Here is a 15,982-nt window from a genome sequence, read left to right as displayed (position 1 = left end):
CGGAAAACCGTGGGACGCTTTTCCGGAATCTGCTTGGCGCACCGCACTTTCATTCGGACGCGCTGGGAATGTTCCGGTGCTGTATACGCGTCGGCCCGAAGATCGTTTCCAATCTTCGGGCCGATAGGTGAACCGGCCGCCCAGGGGGCGGCCGGTGAAGACCAACAAAACAGGATCAGAACTCTTCCCAACCGTCGGGATCAGGCTCGGCGACCCGGACGGCCGACTGGCGATGACCGCTGGACGACGTCTTCAGCGCGACCACCGGCGCCGGCCGCGCGCGCTCGGGCGCACGCTGGGCGGCGACCGCTTCGCGGCCGAGCCGAAACTGCCCGACCAGACGCGCGAGCTGTTCGGCCTCCTGGGTCAGCGAGTGGCTTGCGGCGGTCGATTCCTCGACCATGGCGGCATTCTGCTGGGTGACCTGATCCATCTGGTTGATGGCGACATTGACTTCGCTCAATCCGACCGACTGCTCATGCGCCGAGGTTGCGATCTGGGTCACGATGCCCGCGATCTCGGCGACCTGGGCCATCATCTGCTCGAGCGCCGAGCCGGTCTGCCCGACGAGGTCGACACCCTTCTCGACCTGCTGGCCCGAGGCCGAGATCAGCTCCTTGATCTCCTTCGCGGCCTCGGCCGATCTCTGGGCGAGCGCCCGCACTTCGGATGCGACCACGGCGAAGCCCTTGCCGGCCTCGCCGGCACGCGCCGCCTCGACGCCGGCATTGAGTGCCAGAAGATTTGTCTGGAAGGCGATCTCGTCGATGACACCGATGATCTGGCTGATCTGCTGCGACGACTTCTCGATCTCGGCCATGGACGCGACGGCCTCGCGCACCACGACACCGGACTTCTCGGCATTGCCGCGCGCCTTGGTCGTCAGATCGGCCGCTTGCCGCGCAGACTCCGCCGTCTTCTTGACCGTTCCGGTGACCTCGCCGAGCGCGGCGGCGGTCTCCTCAAGGCTCGCGGCCTGCTGCTCGGTGCGCCGCGAAAGGTCGTCCGCCGCCTGGCTGATCTCGCCGGTGCCGGTGCGCATGCCGCCGATCGCGCCCGAGATCGTCGACATCGTCTCCTGCAACTGGGCGATCGCGTTGTTGAAGTCGTCCTTCAGCTTGCGGGATTTTGGCGCGAACTCCGCGGAGATCCGGTGGCTGAGGTCGCCGCGGGCGAGGCTGGCAAGCCCGTCGGCAAGCGCGGTGATGGCGACATGGTCCTCGGCTGCATCCCTTGCCTTTCGCGCGTCGTTGGCAGCGCGTTCGTCCTCGATCAACTGGCGCTGCCGTTCAGCCTCTTCGGCCGACTGCATGCCCGAGACGGCGTTCTTGAAGACCAGCAGCGACCTCGCCATGGCGCCGACCTCGTCGTCGCGGTCGCTCATGGGCACTTCGGTCGAAAGCTGGCCAGAGGAGAGAGCCGTCATGCAGCCCGTCAGCATCGTCACCGGCCTCATGACGCGGCGCTGCAGGATCGTGGCAGTGGCTATGACCGAGGCGAGCAGAAGCAGGCCAAGCCCTATCATGGCGAGGTTCGCCATGTGCACCTTCCCTTGGGCGCCCGCCACCTCGGCCGCGGTGCGGGTCTCGATGGCTTCGAAGAAGGCGTCCACCGGTTTCATGACCGAGGCCTTCGCCTCATGATAGCCGGCCGAGTAGAGCAGTTCCTGGGCGCGCCCCAGGTCCGGCGCGGTGCGGCCGGTCTCCTTGCCGGCGCCGTCGCGGACGATGCCCTTGACGGCGTCCATCGCCTGGACTTCCAAATTGACGAGTGCATCCGACCGCTTCTGGGCTTCCTGGAGAAGGTCAAGCTCGGCCTTGGTGAAGCCGGCATCGGCCATGGCTTGCAGCAGTGCTTTCTTTTCGCCAGCGGGGCGCGGCGTGTCACCTTTGTTCAAGATGAGATCCCAGTAGATGCGATGTGGCTGCTGAGGGCGCGCCATCTCGCCATTGCGCATCTTGATGACGTCGAAGTACCATTCCTCGTATTTCGGGTTGCCCGTCGCCGCATAGGTGCGGACGAGACGGGTGAGGTCGTCCGAGCTCTGCCGCAACTCGTCAGCCAGCAGATAGGACTCGTGCTGGACCCGATAGGCGCGCTCGGCATCGCTCTGCGCGCGACCCTGAAAGTAGAAAGCGCCGGCAAGTGCCGCGATGCACACGAAGTTCAAAGTGACAAGCATGGTGAAGATGCGCGCCAGAGGCGCGCGTTGGGAACGCACAGTCATTTTGGAAGGATCCCCCGACAGGTGTGACATCAGGGGAGATAGCGGTGAAGTATTTAATTAACCTTGAATATTACGCGGTCGTCTGCCTAAAATTTGTGCAACTGCGCAGCGTGCGCCAGCGCGAGGACAACCCCTCGTATAGTCGTTCCGCTTCGGGCATATTGTCCCATGTCGCGCGAGGGTTTGACGTCAGGTGCAAATCGTCTAGTACCTCGCCGGCATGAACAGCTTGATTGGACGCGGCCGATGACCAACGTCGCCTTGACCGGGCTCGCCCGGGACCTCGCACGGCGGGCGGACGAGGGCCGACCGGTCCGTGTCGGTGTCATCGGCTCCGGCGAGATGGGCACCGACCTGGTGACGCAGGGCATGCTGATGCGCGGTATCGAGGTCTGTGCCATCTCCACGCGCCGTCCGCACACCGCACGCGACGCCATCGCCATCGCCTATGGCGACGAGGCCATGGCTTTCGAAGCCGCGACGGCGTCCAGGGTGACCGAGGCGATCGAGGGCGGCCGGATCGCCATCACCTCCAACGAACTGCTGGTCACCAATCCGCTGGTCGACGTGGTGATCGACGCGACAGGCAAGCCCGGCGTCGCCGCCGATTTCGACCTGATGGCGATGGAAAACGGCAAGCATCTGGTGATGATGAATGTCGAGGCCGACGTCACCATCGGTCCCTATCTGAAGAAGCAGGCCGACCGGCTGGGCGTGGTCTATTCCGTAGGCGCCGGCGACGAGCCGTCAAGCTGCATGGAGTTGATAGAGTTCGCCTCCGCGCTGGGCTACACGATCGTTTCGGCCGGCAAGGGCAAGAACAATCCGCTGAACCACGACGCCGTGCCGGACCAGTATCGCGAGGAAGCGGAACGCCGCAACATGAACCCGCGCATGCTGGTCGAGTTCGTCGACGGTTCCAAGACCATGGTGGAGATGGCGGCGATCGCCAATGCCACCGGCCTCGTGCCCGACGTGCCGGGGATGCACGGGCCCAAGGCCGATCGTGACGACATGGTCAAAGTGCTGATCCCCCGCGAGGATGGCGGCATCCTGTCGAGGAAGGGTGTGGTCGACTACACGATCGGCAAGGGCGTGGCGCCGGGCGTCTTCGTCATCGTCGAGGCCACTCATCCGCGCGTCATCGAGCGCATGGACGACCTCCATGTGGGCAAGGGCCCGTACTACAGCTTCTTCCGTCCCTATCACCTCACCTCGCTGGAGGTGCCGCTGACGGCCGCGCGCATCGCCCTCTACGGCAAGCCCGACATGGTGCCTTTGCCGACTCCGGTGGCCGAAGTCTGCGCTGTCGCCAAGCGCGACCTGGCAGTGGGCGAGACCTTCGATGCTATCGGCGAGACCTGCTACCGCTCCTGGACCATGACGGTCGCCGATGCGCGTCGGCAGGGCGCCGTGCCGGTCGGGCTGCTCGAAGGCGGCAAGGTGCTGAAGCCGGTCAGGAAGGGCGAGTTGCTGACATCTGACAACGCCGCGCCCGATCCGACGACCAATCTCTTCCGGCTGCGCCGCAAGCAGGACGAGATGCTGTATGGGTCAAGCGCCTCCTGATCGACGCGTCGCTTCGCCCGCGATGCACCATGCGGGCTTACCTGCCGTTCTTGCAAGAAATTGATTGCCTACAGATCTGTGCGCGCGCAGAGCAGACACTGCGCATGCGCGAGAGGAGACCTTTACTGTCGCCGTCATGACAACTATCTTTCCCTGTATTGAAGCGCTGATGGCTGGGCAGAGATATGAACCTGCAGATAAGGGATCCGCGAGCTCATGAGCTGGCTCGCAGGCTTGCTGCGAAGCGCAAGATCTCGATGACAGAAGCAGTCATCGAGGCACTTCAGGCAGAGTTGAAGCGGGAAGACGTCGGCACGCCGCTGGCCGAGCGGCTCGCCGCACTGGCCGACGATCTGATGGCCAAGGCTGGCAAGGGCGGCGGGCGCGACATGAGCAAAGATGAAATCGACGAGATGTGGGGTCATCCCTGATGTTCGTCGACACTTCGGTGGTCGTCGCCATCCTCTCGGCCGAAGATGACGCAGCCTACTGGAGCGAGCGCATCGAGAACGCTGAAGCGCCGGTCACTTCGGCATTGGTGATACTCGAAGCGGCGATGCGGCTTTCGACGAAACTCAATGTCTGGCCGACGGATGCAGAGACGACGATCGCGGCCTTCCTTCGTGAAGCCGAGATTGATGTCATTCCGATCGACGGCAGTGATGCGAAGTTGGCCGTGCAGGCTTTTGCCAACTATGGCAAGGAACGAGGGCACCCGGCTCAACTCAATCTTGCCGATTGCCTTTCATATGCCTGCGCGAAGAATCGGGGCGTCTCGTTGCTCTATAAGGGCGACGATTTCTCACAAACCGACATGGCCTGAGGCAAAGCGGGCCCTACTTCCCCAACTCGATGGAGCGTTTGCGCGCCGCTTCGACCGCTTCCGTGACCAGCGTCTTCAGGCGATCCTGCCCCATCAGCACTGAAAGGGCTGCGGCCGTCGTGCCGTTAGGGCTGGTCACCTGTTCGCGCAGCCGGGCCGGGTCCTCGCGGCTTTCCGCCGCGAGCGTGGCGGCGCCGTAGACCGTCTGCATGGCCAGCAGCTTGGCGGTGGCCGTGGGCAGGCCGGCATTCTCCGCCGCGGCGGTAAGGCATTCGATGAAATGGAAGATGTAGGCGGGCCCCGATCCGGAAACCGCCGTCACCGCGTCCATCAGCGCCTCGTCGGCGATGACAGCCACCTCGCCGCTCGCCGAGAGAAGGTCGTTGACGAAGGCGCTGGTCGCTTCCGGCACGTGGCCATTGTCGACCACCACCATCATGCCCTTGCCGATCGCGGCCGGCGTGTTCGGCATGCATCGGATGATCGGCAGGTTCTTGCCGAGGATCTCCTCGAAGACGGCTATGCCCGTTCCGGCGGCGACGCTGAGGAAGGCGGTCTTGCCGTCCGCGAAACGCTTGTAGCCGGCCGAGACGTCGCGGATCGCCTGCGGCTTCACGGCGAAGATGACGAGATCGGGCGACACGCCTTGCGGAATATCTCCCGCGTCGGCCCCGACGGCCGCGCCGAGTGCTGAGGCGCGGCTGCGCAGTTCGGCATTGGGCTCGACCACCAGCACCTCGGCGGGCTGGAGCCTTGCCGATTGCAGCCAGCCCGAGAGCATGGCGTAGCCCATATTGCCGCAGCCGGCGAGAACAACCTTGATCGTCATCGATGCACCTCCGAAGCGGCTGAGATAGACCGTCTTGCCGCCCCGCGAAAGAGCGTTGCTCAAGACATTTGCGAGGTCCCTGAGGCGACAGGGAAACGGGCGGCGAGGCGCAGGCCGAGCACGCCGAAGACGAAGAACAGCCAGACGGGGTCGACGCGGCGGAAGAAGAAGGATTCCAGGAAGGCATTGAGCGCGGCGAACAGCGTGATCATCATGAAGAGATCGCCGAGATAGACGTTCTCCTTGCGTAGCGGGATCTTCATGTAGTCGCGCAGGGGCTCGATGAGGAAGGCGACGACCGCGATGACGAGCGCCGGCAGTCCCATGATGACGGCGATGTCGAGATAGCCGTTGTGGCCGTGGACGATGCCGCGGATATCCCAATCGCGGTCGAACGGCTGATCGGCCTCGGTGACGATCGGCGTGCCCCAGAAGCTCTCATAGCCGTATCCGGTCCAAGGCCGCCTGGCGATCATTTCTCCCGAAAACTCCCAGAGAGCCGTGCGGCCGGTATAGGTGAGGTCGGGGGCCAGTTGGTGGGCGAGCAGCTTCAGCGGCTCGATGAAGACGATACCCAGCGTCGCCAGCCCGGTGCCCGTGATCGCCAGCGCAAAAAGTACCGGCGTCATCAGGCGCATGCCGATCAAGCCGGGCAGGACGACGACCAGGATGGAGAGCGGCACCAGGCCCGCCGTCGTCTTGGAGCCGGTGTTCAGCATGAACAGCATAGCGGCACAGAACAGGAGCACGCCGCTGCGTCGCCAGCCTCGGCGCAAGAGGTAGATGCCCGCGAAGCTGAAGCAGGCCATGACAGGGCCGGCGATGTTCTTGTGCGAGAACACGCCGCGCCACAGGCCCGCATGTTCGGGCTCCAGCGAATCCGCCGTGTGCCTGGCTTCGTTGGGAAAGACCACGAGGCCGGCCAGACTGAGCCCGATGATGAAGAAGCCCGCGAAGGCGATTGATGTGGAGAAGGAATCCGCGTCTCTCGGCAGGGTCAGCACGGCGCAGATCGCAGCGATGCCGATCAGCGTGAAAGAGGCCGCCCGCACGGCCGAGGGCGGGTCGGCCGCATTGATCACCGACAGCGCCAGGAAACCGAGCAGCAGCAGCCACCACGGGCTGAGCAGAGCGGCCAGCCTGCGCCGGTCGGCAAGACAGAGCATCGAGAAGAGCGCTACCGCGCCCAGCGACCCGAAACCAAGCTGGTTGACGATGTCGCCGCCTGAAGCCGCGACATCGTCGGCGATGCCGGCGCCGGCCGGCTGGAACGGCCGGAACGACATGACGACCACGGTCAGCATCAAGGCGGCGAGCACGGTCGCGGCTTTCGCCGCCGAGAAGCGCGCGCGCGTCTCAGTTCTTCTCAGGCTGGCGGTACTGTTCATTGGCATAGCCGAATTCGGCGAGCACGCGGCCGAGCGCCACATGGATCGGATAAAGCGCGATCGCCGGTGATCCGGTCTTCAGCAGCCTGGCGAGGCCGCGAACGGGCGATGCGGCCAGGAGAAGAAGGCTCTTGGCCACGACGCGGGCGGCCCCGAACGGCGACCCGGCGCGCTTCTTCTTTTCGACCAGGGTCGAGATGACGCCGTTGCGCAGGCCCCGGGCCTGGACCCAGTCAGCTTCCAGCCGCCGGGCCGGGATCGTTTCGCGCAGCTTCGCCTCGTCGCACCATGCCAGCCGGAACCCGGCCTCGGCGGCGCGGCTGAGGAAATCGGAATCGCCGCCGCCCATGAAGTTGAAGCGCAGGTCGAGAAAGGGCTGTTCCATCCGGGTCAGCACCTCACGCGACATAAGCAGGTTACCGGACGAATAGAGCGCCTTGACCGGCCCGCTCTCTCGATAGGGCGGGGCGAATACCGGATGGGTGGCCCATTTCTCGGAAGCCGCGTCCGGGAATACAGGGACCTGCGGGCCGCCGACGATCGCGGCGTCGAGGCGCTCGGCGGCGCCGCAGAGCTGCTCGAGCCAGTCGTGATCGGCGATCTCGTCGTCGTCGATCACGGCGATGTAGCGAAAGCGCGGGAACTCGGCGAGCGCGGTGCGCCAGCCGGCATTGTAGGCGCTGCAATTGCCGCGTTGATGCGCGACGATCAGGAGACCGGGCAGATCGCCACGCTCGAACAGCGGCGTTGCCGCCCGCGCTCCCGCGAGGCCCTCGGCGTCGTTCTCTATGAGGACGATGGCGAAGCGGCGCGCCGTCTTCTGATTCCGGATGGAGGCGAGCGTCGTCAGCACCTGATCCGGACGACGGAACGTCGGCACGGTGACCACCACCTCGACCGCCTCTGTGTCGAGGTCGGGCGAGCGGGCCACGATCGAAACCGTTCCGTCAGTCGATATGGGATTCATCTGCTGGTCGCGCCTGTCGAGCTCGCCTCGCGGCGACAATAGCACGACGCTTCGTTTAGGATGCGTTAAACACCTTTTCATGAACAACCGTTGCTACCGGTTGACTTCCATCCTAGGTTGCCGGGCCGAGCATCGCGTTTAATCGACGGTTCACTGGCCTTTGCTACCGGAGTCGCACGGGACAGGGTCCAATGCATCTGGTTTTCGCCACTTCGATCGTACCTGACGGCGCGCCGTCGACAGGTTACGAGATCGCCAATGCCGCCATCATCGGCGCGCTGCGCCGCGTTGGCGTGCGCGTCACCGTACTCGGCTTCATTTGGCCGGGCAGGCAGCCGGCCGATCCCCAAGACACGGTGGTGCTGGGGGCTGTCGACGTGCGCACCGACACCGCGTCCGTGCCGCGCAAGCTCGCCTGGCTCGCCGGCGCGATGCGCTCCGGCCTGACCTTCTCGTCGGTCAAGCTCAGGGTCGTCTCCCACGAAGCCGTGCGGGCCGCCCTGAAAGGCATCGGCCCGGTCGACGGTTACATCCTGAACTCCGTGCAGTTCGCCGCGGCTTTCGAAGGGGTCTTCGACGATCGACCGTCGATCTTCGTGGCGCACAATGTCGAGCATCGCTCGGCCGAGGAGAACGCCGCCGCCTCCGGCAGCCTGTTCCAGCGCCTGCTGTTCTCACGCGAAGCTCGGCTCCTGAAGGAAATCGAGGACCGGCTCTGCCGCAGGGCGCGCTTCGTCTTGACGCTCGCCGAGGAGGACCGCGCAGCGCTCGGCGTGGCCGACGCATCGAAATCCGCTTTCCTGCCGCTCGTCACCCGTGACCGGTTGCCCCCGCCGCCGGCGCCACGCGCCATCGACTGCGACGCCGCGCTGATCGGCACCTGGACCTGGCAACCGAACCGCATCGGCCTCGACTGGTTCCTGAACGAGGTCGTCCCGCATCTGAACCCGGACTTTCGCATCCGCATCGCCGGCAGCATCGGCGGAAACGTTTCCAGCCCCCATCCCGGCGTGAGTTTCGTGGGCAGGGTGCCGGATGCTACCGAATTCGTCAGGTCGGGCGCGGTCGTGCCGCTGATCAGCACGGCCGGCAGCGGCGTGCAGTTGAAGACGATCGAGACCTTTGAACTCGGCCTGCCGTCCGTGGCAACCAGCCGGTCGCTTCGCGGCATCGACCGTCCGCCGGCCAACTGCGTCGTCGCCGACGAGCCAGAGGCCTTCGCCAGAGCTCTGGAGGAGGCGGTGTCCTTGCCGCTCCGTGACCTCGACGGACGCGGCTTCTTCGAAAGCCGTCGCGAGGCGCTCGATCACCAGATCGCGCTCGGGCTTCAGGCGCTCGACCCGGCAGCACCGAAGGTCCCCGCATGAACCTCCATGCCACGAGCGACGCCCTGGTTGCGCTGCCCGAACGCGACATACTGGGTGTCCAGGTGACCAGCGTCGATTGGAACGACGCCATAACCCTGCTGTGCCGGCTGGCGCAGGAGAGGACCTTCACCAAGATAGGGTTCCTCAATGCCCACAGCGCCAACATGGCCTATGTGGTTCCGGAATTTGCGGACGCGCTCGCCGATTTCGTCGTGCTGCCGGACGGCTTTGGCGTCGACATTGCCGGCCGTCTCCTCCATGGCGCGCCTTTCCCGGCGAATCTGAATGGGACCGACTTCGTTCCGGCCGTCCTGCAGGCCATGGATCCGCCGCAGAAGGTCGGCCTGCTAGGCGCCGAACGCGCCAATGTCGAAGCGGCCGCGAACAAGCTGTCGAGGCTCGCGCCGCATCACAGCTATGTCGTGATCGACGACGGCTTCTTCAGCCCCGACGAGGAGACCGGTGTCGTCGAACGCGTCGCCACGATCCGCCCCGACATATTGCTGGTCGCCATGGGCGTGCCGCGCCAGGAACTGTGGATCCATCGTCGGGTGACGGAAGACCACTGCACCATGGCGATCGGCGTCGGCGCCCTGTTCGATTTCCTGAGCGGGGCTGTGCCGCGCGCGCCCTACTGGATGAGGCGGAGCCGGCTCGAATGGCTGTTCAGGCTGGTCTTCGAACCCGGCCGGCTTTGGCGCCGCTACATCCTGGGCAACCCGCTGTTTCTCATGCGCGTGCTGCGGCAGAAGCTCCGGCAGCCGGAAACCGCTGCATGAGCAGCCTCCCCGTTTCTGTCGAGAAGGTCGGGCCGGGCGCCCTACCGGTGGAACAGAGCAACGCGATCGTCACGGCCAGCTATGCACCCGACTTCGAACGCTGCCGGCTGTTGTGCGAGACGATGGACCGCTTCGTCTCCGGCTTCTCGAAACATTATCTGCTGGTCGAGCGTGGCGACGTCGCGCTGTTCCGCGCCCTGGAAACGCCGCATCGTCTGGTCGTCGACGAGCGCGATCTCCTCCCGTCCTGGCTGCATTGCATGCCCGACCCGACGAGCCTCTTCCGGCGGCGCGTCTGGGTCAGCACGAAGACCAAGCCGCTGCGCGGCTGGCACGTGCAGCAGTTGCGCCGCATCGCGATTGCCGGGCATGCGCCGGAGGCGGTGCTGGTCTATGTCGATTCCGACGTCGCCTTCCTGAAGCCTTTCGATTGCTCGGCCTTCAGCCGCGACGGCCGGGTGCGGCTTTTCCGCCGCAACGATGTCCTGGACGAGGCCGACAGGCGCGAGCACGTGACATGGTCGCGCAATGCCGCTGCCGCGCTCGGCATCGCCGCGCCCGCGGTGTCACCGCACGACTACATCGCCACCTTGATCGCGTGGCGTCGCGCCACCGTCGCCGGCATGTGCCGGCGCATCGAAGACCAGACCGGGCGACACTGGGCCTCGGCGCTCGGCCTTCAGCGCCGCTTCTCCGAATGTATGCTTTATGGGCGCTATGTCGATGAGGTGATCGGCGGCGAGGGCCATTTCCCGGGATCGGAGGAATTCTGCCGCGTCCATTGGACCGGCAGCCCGATGTCCGATGCCGAATTCCAGGCTTTCATCGATGGCATGGCGCCCGAGCAGGTGGCGATCGGCATGCAGTCCTTCATCGGCACCGATCTTGGCCGCGTCCGCAGGCTGCTCGCGATGCTCTGATCAGGTCAGTGGCGTTTCGCCGGCCTGCCGAGCGCGGAGTAGGTGAGCACGGCCGAGAGCAGGTAGAGGGCAGCAAACGCGCCATTCAGCCACAGCACCAGTTCGGCGGTATCCGCGACCCGGTTCAGCAGCCAGATCAGGAGCAGGGCCTTGGCCCCGGCCAGCAGCGCCAGGTTGACGGCGCGCAGGGCGGTCTGGCCGCGCGCGAAGAGAAGTTCGGCCTGATATTCGACGAGGTTGCGCAGGCCAGGAACGAACAACGCCAATCCGACAAGGGGGGCCGCTTCGGCCACGTTGCGGCCGAGCGCGTTGGGAAAGAAATGGAGAAGCAGCGCCAGCGCCAGCAGCGCAACGGTCGAAACGAGGAAGACGCCGCCCTCGATGCCGGCCCGGACAGTCCGGCGTGCCAGCATGTCGGGCGCGCGCATCATCTTCTGGACCAGCATCATGCTGAAAGTGCGGATCGGGATCGCGGTGAGGTCGACCAGCCGCATGACGATGGCATAGATGCCGGCGAGGTGCGGCCCACCATAAGCAAGCACCACCAGCTTGTCGAACTCCATCTGCAGATAGAACAGCACCTCGGCTCCGGCGACATAAAGCGAATCGGGCAGCCGCCTCCAATAGAGCGCCATGCGCAGGCGCAGCCGCTGGCGCGGATGGAAGACCAATATCGCGACGGCGAGCGCGACGAGATTGGCGGCGAGATAGAGCCAGCACCAGGCGGCGAGATCGGTCCGGGGCGACAGGGCGAACAGCAGGGCCGCGCCCGCGCGCGTCAGCGTGCCGGTGATGACGAGCGTCGCCGCCCTTCCGAACCGGCCCATGCCATTGTTGACGATGACGACGACCTCGGCCGGCCGCCAGAGCAGGGCCTCGGCGACGACGACGAGGGCGAAGAGCGGAGGTGAGATGTCGCCGGAGAAGAACAGCAGGAAGACCAGCCAGGAGGCGGCCGCGAGTGCCGGGAGCGAAAGGACGCCGAGCGCGGCGAAACCGGCCGAAAAAGTGCCGATCAGCCGCGGCTTGACGGTGGCGACGCGATAGAGCGCGGAGATGAAGCCGAAGGCCAGGATGCGCGACAGCATGACGCCGGCGGCCGAGGCCGTGGCGAACAGTCCGAAATCGGCAATGGTCAGCGTGTTGGCGAGCGCGATGAAATAGATGAGCGAAAAGACGAGACGGCCGGCGGAGCCGCTGATGGCGGTGGCGTAGGCTTGCAGCGCGTCGCGCCGGCCCGACAGCAAACGCAGGAACCTCTTCATCTGTCCGGCGCTTCCGCGGATATTGGTCATGGGTGTTGGAACTCCGATTCTGTCCCATACGCGCCAAAGCTTAATAGCCGGTTCGGCTTGGCACCGAGCAAATCCGGCCGCGAAATTAACCTTTTGTTTCCCATGGCTGTTTAGCGTGGCTTAACGATTGGGGGACCGCGCCGGCGGTCGGCAGCCATTTCCGGAAGTGCAGGGATCATGTCCAACGACGGTCGAGATCGAAGGAGACGAGCCGGCTCGCTGCTTTCGTTCGGGAATGCGACGCCGGAAGAGCGCGGCGGTGATCGCCCTGGTCCGCAGCCGCGACGCGATGCCGGGCAAAGCCCGTTGCTCGCCGCCTTGGCCGAGGCGGACCGGCGCGCGGCCGAGGAGGTTGCGGCCAAGGCCGAGCCGGCGCCACGTCAGTCCGACCGGAAGATCGAGCCCGTCTCCCGTGCACCCACCCTGCGCGAGCGACTGCTTGGCCGTCCGCCGTCGAGCGGCTGGGGGAGCGAAGCGGACGAACCCGCGCGAGAAAGCGCGGCGCCGGCGCCGGCGCCGCAGCCGATGCCCGCTGCCGCCCAGCCGCGCATGGCGGACGAACCCTCAAACGAGCGGTACGCTTCACGCCTGATCGAGGAGCGCGACGAGGAGATCTGGCGGCCGCTGATCGACCCGATGAAAGTCATCATGGGGATCGTCAACGCCAGGCGCCTGATAGCCGCAACGACTGTGCTCGGTGCCCTGCTGGGCATCGCGGTTGCGCTGTCGACGCCGAAGAAATACGAGGCGGTCGCCGAGATCCTCTTCGATCCGCGCGACCTGAAGCTGGTCGACCGCGAGCTTACCCAGTCGGGCCTGCCGTCGGACGCGACCCTCGCCCTGGTCGAGAACCAGGTTCGCGTCATCACATCAGGGTCCGTGCTCAACAAGGTCGTGGACAAGCTCAATCTCGCCGACGATCCCGAATTCAACGGCCAGGGCTCAGGCGGCCTCGGCAGCGTCTATTCGGAACTCCGTTCGCTCTTGTCGCGCAGCGATGCGACGGCCGCCGGCGATCGCAAGCGCAGGCTTGCCGTCGAGAATCTCGCCGAAAGCCTCAGTGTGGAGCGCGGAGGCAAGACTTTCGTCATTGTCGTAGCGGCGAAGACCCGCGACCCGGAGAAATCCGCGCTGATCGCCAACACCGTCACCGACGTGTTCCTGCAGACATCGGGGGAACTTCAGGCCGGCACGGCCGGCCGCGCCGCCGAAGAGCTCAACGCACGCCTCGACGAATTGCGCAGCGGCGTCGAGGCGGCCGAGCGCAAGGCGGAGGCCTATCGCGCCGAGAACGACCTCATCGATGCCCAGGGCAGGCTGATCACCGACGACGAAATCCTCAGGCTGAACGATCAGCTTGCCGTCGCCCGGGCCCGCACGCTCGAATTGAACGCAAGGGCGGCGTCGGGCAAGGATATCGACGTCAACGACGCGATCGGCGGCGGCCTGCCGGAGGAGATGAACTCCAACGTCATGACCGAACTGAGGTCGCAATATGCGGCGTTGAAGGCAGAGGCCGACCGGCTGGCCGTGCGGCTCGGGCCGCGCCACCCCGACAGGATCGCAGCCGAAGCCCAGCTCGACGGCGCCAGGGGCAGGATCGCCAACGAACTCAGGCGTATCGTTGCGTCGAACCAGACGGAATTGAGGCGCGCCGTCCAGCTCGAGCAGGAACTGTCGACACGGCTGGCGCAGCTCAAGGTGCGCCAGGGCACGGTCAGCGACGATCTCGTGACCTTGCGCGAGCTTGAGCGGGATGCGGCGGCAAAGCGCGCCGTCTACGAGGCTTTCCTCCTGCGCGCCAGGGAGACGGGCGAGCAGAAGGATATCAACACCGCCAATATGAGCGTGATCTCGCGGGCCCTCGCCCCGCTGACGCCGCTCGGTCCGTCCCGTTCGATGATCGTGCTCGCCGGAGCGCTGCTCGGCTTCATGGCCGGCGTCGGCCTTGGCGGCGCGCGCGGCGCCTGGCAGAGTCTTCGCGAAAACACCGCGATCCGGCCGCGACCGAACCGTCCGATCCCACCGGCCGATGGAGCGGCGCAAGGCGGGTTGCCGCCTGGGCCGCCTGACCCCCGCGACCCTGGTCCACCTGGTCCGGGGCCTGTCGAGCCGGTGAGGGAGCGGCCTGTTCCCAACAGCGGCGAGACGTCCCGCGTAGCCGCGCGCCGGTCCGGCGCGGCGGGCGACGGTCGCCCGTCCGGCTGGCTGCAAGCTTTCCGGCGCGCGAATCTCGATCGCGGCCAGCCTGTCGCCGCGCCCGCGCCCTGGTTCCCTCCGAAGCCACAGCCGGTCGCGCCGGCCCGGCAGTTCGTGTCCCAGGCGATGGCGCAAGCCCAGCCATTCCCGTCTCAGCCGGTCGCCTATGCGCAGCCTCTCGTGGCGACGTATCCGGCGACGTTGGCGTATCCGGCCACGCAGCCATGGACGCAGCCGTTACCGATGGAGCCGGTCGCTTATCCCCACGCCTATTCCGCGCAGGTCGCGCCGCAGCCTTCTGCGAAGTCGGCGGCGCGGTCGTCGCATCATACCGCCGGCGACCCTTGGCCGGTTGCGGCGCCGAACGGCATCGACGAAATCCGCGACAGCCTGCGCGATTTCCGCGAAGCGCTGCACGATCTCGCCGAAAGCCGGGCGCGTCGCCGCGCCGGCTGAGCGGCCGGGCTTGCGAGTTTACGTCACGGGACGGCGCTCAGGCGGGATTGCCGTGGCGATTTTTCGCCATTATGCGGCCTCGGTGGAAGAACGATCGGGGTCGCACACATGACGCACATCATCGATGGCAAGGCGGTCGGCGAGGAGGTCGCGGACAAGGTCAAGAGGCTGACGGCCGAGTTCGTCGCGGCGGGCGGCGTGACGCCCGGCCTGGCGGTGGTCATTGTCGGCGAGGATCCGGCGAGCCAGGTCTACGTCGCATCGAAGTCGAGGAAGGCCAGGGAATGCGGCTTCCATTCGGTCCAGCATACGCTGCCGGCCGACACGCCCGAAGCCGACCTGCTGAAGCTGATCGGCGAGCTCAATGCCGATCCCGCGATCCACGGCATCCTGGTCCAGCTCCCGCTGCCGGCGCAGATCGATTCGGGCAAGGTGATCCAGACGATCGCGCCGGAGAAGGACGTCGACGGTTTTCACTTCATCAATGTCGGCAAGCTCGGCGCCGGCGCTCTCGAAACCGCCTTCGTGCCCTGCACCCCGGCCGGATGCATGCTGCTCATAGAGCGTGTCCGCGGCAAGGATCTGTCGGGGCTGAACGCGGTGGTGGTCGGCCGTTCGAACATCGTCGGCAAGCCGATGGCCAACCTGCTGCTCGCCGCCAATTGCACCGTGACCATCGCCCACAGCAGGACCAGGGATCTGCCTGCGCTGGCGCGCACGGCCGACATACTGGTCGCGGCCGTCGGGCGGCCGGAGATGGTGCGCGGCGACTGGGTGAAGCCGGGCGCCACCGTCATCGATGTCGGCATCAACCGGATTCCCGCGCCCGAGAAGGGCGAAGGCAAGTCGCGGCTGGTCGGCGACGTCGCCTATGCCGAGGCGGCCGAGATCGCCGGTGCGATAACGCCGGTCCCCGGCGGGGTCGGCCCGATGACGATCGCCATGCTGATGGCCAACACGCTTGCCGCGGCCCATCTGGCGGCAGGCCGCAAACGTCCGGAATTCTGACCATCCCTACAGCGTGTCGGGGTGAATTCACGCGACACGCCGTAGGCCCTCGATCCAGCGCATGTCTTTTTCCCTAAACCGCCGGACACTTTCGGAAGACATGCTTCAGATGCCGCCACCGCACGGTCTTGCGCAACGCTCGCGTTTCTGGTGAG

13 protein-coding genes are annotated in these 15,982 nt (G+C 66.0%); 8 read left to right on the top strand and 5 right to left on the bottom strand.

Annotated elements, in window-relative coordinates; all coding sequences use genetic code 11:
• Positions 1 to 175 precede the first annotated feature (175 nt).
• Positions 176 to 2,227, bottom strand: a complete 2,052-nt coding sequence (locus tag JN280_RS32925; protein WP_202308482.1) for a methyl-accepting chemotaxis protein — start codon at positions 2,225 to 2,227, stop codon at positions 176 to 178.
• Between the two features lie 246 nt (positions 2,228 to 2,473).
• Between JN280_RS32925 and JN280_RS32920 the strand changes: the two genes are divergently transcribed.
• The 3 genes from JN280_RS32920 to JN280_RS32910 all read left to right on the top strand — a co-directional run bounded on the left by JN280_RS32920 (position 2,474) and on the right by JN280_RS32910 (position 4,619).
• Positions 2,474 to 3,796 carry an NAD(P)H-dependent oxidoreductase gene (locus tag JN280_RS32920; RefSeq protein WP_202308480.1) on the top strand — a complete coding sequence of 441 codons (1,323 nt, stop codon included), beginning with the start codon at positions 2,474 to 2,476 and terminating at the stop codon, positions 3,794 to 3,796.
• A 185-nt stretch (positions 3,797 to 3,981) separates the two neighbouring features.
• Complete coding sequence (locus JN280_RS32915; protein WP_202308478.1) at positions 3,982 to 4,227, top strand: type II toxin-antitoxin system VapB family antitoxin; 246 nt, start codon at positions 3,982 to 3,984, stop codon at positions 4,225 to 4,227.
• Positions 4,227 to 4,619, top strand: coding sequence for a type II toxin-antitoxin system VapC family toxin (locus JN280_RS32910; protein WP_202308476.1), 393 nt, complete (start codon positions 4,227 to 4,229; stop codon positions 4,617 to 4,619). The genes JN280_RS32915 and JN280_RS32910 overlap by 1 nt, the downstream gene beginning before the upstream one ends.
• Before the next feature lie 13 nt (positions 4,620 to 4,632).
• Here JN280_RS32910 and proC read toward each other — a convergent pair whose 3' ends face one another.
• Genes proC through JN280_RS32895 form a run of 3 tightly spaced genes read right to left on the bottom strand, consistent with a single transcriptional unit; the run spans position 4,633 to position 7,803 of the window.
• Positions 4,633 to 5,448: a pyrroline-5-carboxylate reductase gene (gene proC / locus JN280_RS32905; protein WP_202308474.1), complete on the bottom strand. Its 816-nt coding sequence runs from the start codon at positions 5,446 to 5,448 to the stop codon at positions 4,633 to 4,635.
• A gap of 59 nt (positions 5,449 to 5,507) precedes the next feature.
• Entirely contained in the window at positions 5,508 to 6,836 is a 1,329-nt protein-coding gene (locus tag JN280_RS32900) for an O-antigen ligase family protein (protein WP_202308472.1), read from the bottom strand.
• The gene (locus JN280_RS32895; protein WP_202308470.1) at positions 6,805 to 7,803 is read right to left on the bottom strand and encodes a glycosyltransferase family 2 protein; all 999 of its coding nucleotides are present in this window, start codon (positions 7,801 to 7,803) and stop codon (positions 6,805 to 6,807) included. Before JN280_RS32895 ends, JN280_RS32900 begins: the two co-directional genes overlap by 32 nt.
• 191 nt (positions 7,804 to 7,994) lie before the next feature.
• On the opposite strand from JN280_RS32895, the gene JN280_RS32890 reads away from it, so the two are divergent.
• Genes JN280_RS32890 through JN280_RS32880 form a run of 3 tightly spaced genes read left to right on the top strand, consistent with a single transcriptional unit; the run spans position 7,995 to position 10,869 of the window.
• Positions 7,995 to 9,170: a glycosyltransferase gene (locus tag JN280_RS32890; RefSeq protein ID WP_202308468.1), complete on the top strand. Its 1,176-nt coding sequence runs from the start codon at positions 7,995 to 7,997 to the stop codon at positions 9,168 to 9,170.
• Positions 9,167 to 9,949 (top strand): WecB/TagA/CpsF family glycosyltransferase, encoded by a 783-nt coding sequence (locus JN280_RS32885; RefSeq protein WP_202308466.1) that lies wholly within the window; start codon positions 9,167 to 9,169, stop codon positions 9,947 to 9,949. Before JN280_RS32890 ends, JN280_RS32885 begins: the two co-directional genes overlap by 4 nt.
• Positions 9,946 to 10,869 (top strand): DUF6492 family protein, encoded by a 924-nt coding sequence (locus tag JN280_RS32880; protein ID WP_202308464.1) that lies wholly within the window; start codon positions 9,946 to 9,948, stop codon positions 10,867 to 10,869. Before JN280_RS32885 ends, JN280_RS32880 begins: the two co-directional genes overlap by 4 nt.
• A 5-nt stretch (positions 10,870 to 10,874) precedes the next feature.
• Here the strand turns inward: JN280_RS32880 and JN280_RS32875 are convergent, their stop codons facing one another.
• Positions 10,875 to 12,164: a lipopolysaccharide biosynthesis protein gene (locus tag JN280_RS32875; protein ID WP_202308462.1), complete on the bottom strand. Its 1,290-nt coding sequence runs from the start codon at positions 12,162 to 12,164 to the stop codon at positions 10,875 to 10,877.
• 306 nt (positions 12,165 to 12,470) lie between these two features.
• Between JN280_RS32875 and JN280_RS32870 the strand changes: the two genes are divergently transcribed.
• Positions 12,471 to 14,819: a GNVR domain-containing protein gene (locus tag JN280_RS32870; protein WP_342216134.1), complete on the top strand. Its 2,349-nt coding sequence runs from the start codon at positions 12,471 to 12,473 to the stop codon at positions 14,817 to 14,819.
• Positions 14,820 to 14,927: 108 nt separating this feature from the next.
• Entirely contained in the window at positions 14,928 to 15,827 is a 900-nt protein-coding gene (folD, locus tag JN280_RS32865; protein WP_202308458.1) for a bifunctional methylenetetrahydrofolate dehydrogenase/methenyltetrahydrofolate cyclohydrolase FolD, read from the top strand.
• Positions 15,828 to 15,982 lie beyond the last annotated feature (155 nt).

The sequence above is a fragment of the Mesorhizobium sp. L-8-10 genome, from assembly GCF_016756635.1.
In the GTDB taxonomy this organism is placed as follows: Bacteria; Pseudomonadota; Alphaproteobacteria; order Rhizobiales; family Rhizobiaceae.
Note: the sequence above shows the minus strand (reverse complement) of the source record. Positions and strands in the feature narration are given on the sequence as shown.